Source organism: Falsiroseomonas oryziterrae (assembly GCF_021864505.1).
GTDB lineage: Bacteria > Pseudomonadota > Alphaproteobacteria > Acetobacterales > Acetobacteraceae > Falsiroseomonas > Falsiroseomonas oryziterrae.
Genome location: NZ_JAKJIB010000509.1, coordinates 1 through 1,919, shown reverse-complemented (window position 1 = coordinate 1,919; position 1,919 = coordinate 1). Strand labels below are relative to the sequence as shown.

Genomic DNA, 1,919 nt, shown 5'->3' with positions numbered 1-1,919 from the left:
CAGCGCGCGCGAGACGTGCGATGCGGGGCGGGGGCCGCATCGCGCGCGGCGGCGTCGAGCACGCCGAGCGCCCGCAGTGCCTCAAGCGCGGCGATGCGGCCTGCCGCTTCCGCGGCCTCTGCGCCGCCGATGCCGGCGGTATCGCCTGCGATCGCGATGCCGGGCATGTCGGTGTCGCCCCATGCGTCGGTCACCGGCACGAAGCAGGCCTGCGCCGCGTCCCATGCGACCGTGCAGCCGGCCGCCTGCGCCAGATTGAGCTGCGGCACGACGCCCTGATGCAGCAGCACGCGATCCGCTGCGGCGCGGCCGCCGGGCCAGGCCACCTCGAGGGCGCCGTCCCGCGTTTCGATGCCCAGCGCCCGGACGCCGGAGACCACCCGCACCGCGCGCCGGACCCGCGCCATCAGCGCGAGGCCCTTGCGCGCATAGGGCGAGAGCAGGAAGGCCGGCAGATGCGGCAGCGCTGCACGCCAATTCGCGCGCGGCGTCGTCTCCAGCAGCAGCGCGGGCGGGCAACCGGCGGCGACGAGCTGCGCGGCATAGAGCCAGACCAGCGGCCCGCAGCCGGCGATGACGACGCGGCCCTCCGGCACCAGCGCCTGCCCCTTCAGCAGGGTCTGCGCGGCGCCGACGCTCATCACGCCGGGAAGCGTCCAGCCCGGCACCGGCATGGGCCGTTCCTGCGCGCCAGTGGCGATGATCACGCGCCGCGCCGCGATCATGCGCGCCGCGCCACCAGCCGACACGCCCAGGCGGCGCGCCGCATCCAGGTGCCAGACCGTCGCGCCGGGCAGGAACTCGATGTCCGCCGAAGTGGCGGCCGCGGCCAGCGCCCGCCCCGCCTCGGGCACCGCCGAGAGCGCCGGGACGGCCGCGAGCGGCGAGGCCTCGACGCCGCGATGCACCTGCCCGCCGAGGCCCTGATTCTCGTCGAGCAGCAGCACGGCAAGCCCGCGCCCGCCCGCTTCCGCCGCCGCGGCCATGCCGGCCGGGCCGGCGCCGACGATGGCGATGTCGTAGGTGTCGCGCAGCGCGGCGACGTCGCCGAGCCGCCTCATGCGCCGGCCTCCCGCTTTCCGCGCTGGCGGCGGACGTCCATCCCGGCGCGCAGCGGCACCAGGCAGGCCTGGCGGTTGCCGACGCCGTCGATCGTGACCAGGCAGTCGAAGCAGACGCCCATCATGCAATAGGGCCCGCGCGGCGCGCCGGAGACCGCCGTGTCGCGCGTCGCGGCGTGGCCGAGCGCAAGCAGGGCAGCGGCGACGCTGTCGCCCTCGCGGCCTTCGACGGCCTCGCCCTCGAAGGTGAAGCGCAGCGCAGGGCGCGCGGCCTCAGGCAACCGCCGGAACATCGAACCTCCGCGCGCTGAAGTCGGCGACCGAGGCATCCAGCGCGCCGCGGGCGATCATCGCCGCGAGCGGCCCGGCATGCGCGGCCGCCAGCGTCACGCCGCTGTGGCAGGTGACGACGAACGCGCCCGGGGCGGTCGGGGATTCGTCGTAGATCGGAAAGCCGTCCGGCGACATCACGCGCAGCGCGCCCCAGCTGCGGACGATGTTCAGCCCGCCGAGCAGCGGGAACATGCGGATCGCGCGCCGGGCCATGGCGGCGAGCACGCCGGGGCCGACGGCCTCGTCCTCCGGCGCCTCCTCCTTGCTGTCGCCGATCATCACGCCGCCCTCGTCGGTCTGGCGCAGCGTGGCCATGGGGTGATGCAGGAAGGGGGCGGTCTTCTCCGTCACCATCACCTGGCCGCGCTGCGGACGCACGGGCGCGGCCAGCCCGACCATCGGCGCCAGCGCCGCGTTGCCGAGCCCCGCCGCGAGCGCGACGCGCGCGGCCTCGATGGTTCCCTGCGCGGTCGCGACGCGGATGGCGGCACCCGGCAGCGCCGCGATTACCCCCACCGGTTGGTC

The 1,919-nt window shown here is 76.3% G+C and carries 3 protein-coding genes; all 3 read right to left on the bottom strand.

Going from position 1 to position 1,919, the window contains the following annotated elements; genetic code table 11:
* Positions 1-1,061: NAD(P)/FAD-dependent oxidoreductase (locus L2I40_RS22565; RefSeq protein WP_237217580.1), on the bottom strand; the 1,061-nt coding region annotated here is incomplete at its 3' end.
* Positions 1,058-1,342: a (2Fe-2S)-binding protein gene (locus L2I40_RS22560; protein WP_456305762.1), complete on the bottom strand. Its 285-nt coding sequence runs from the start codon at positions 1,340-1,342 to the stop codon at positions 1,058-1,060. The genes L2I40_RS22565 and L2I40_RS22560, both read right to left, overlap by 4 nt.
* The coding region (locus tag L2I40_RS22555; protein WP_237217576.1) for an NAD(P)/FAD-dependent oxidoreductase at positions 1,335-1,919 on the bottom strand (585 nt) is incomplete at its 5' end. The genes L2I40_RS22555 and L2I40_RS22560, both read right to left, overlap by 8 nt.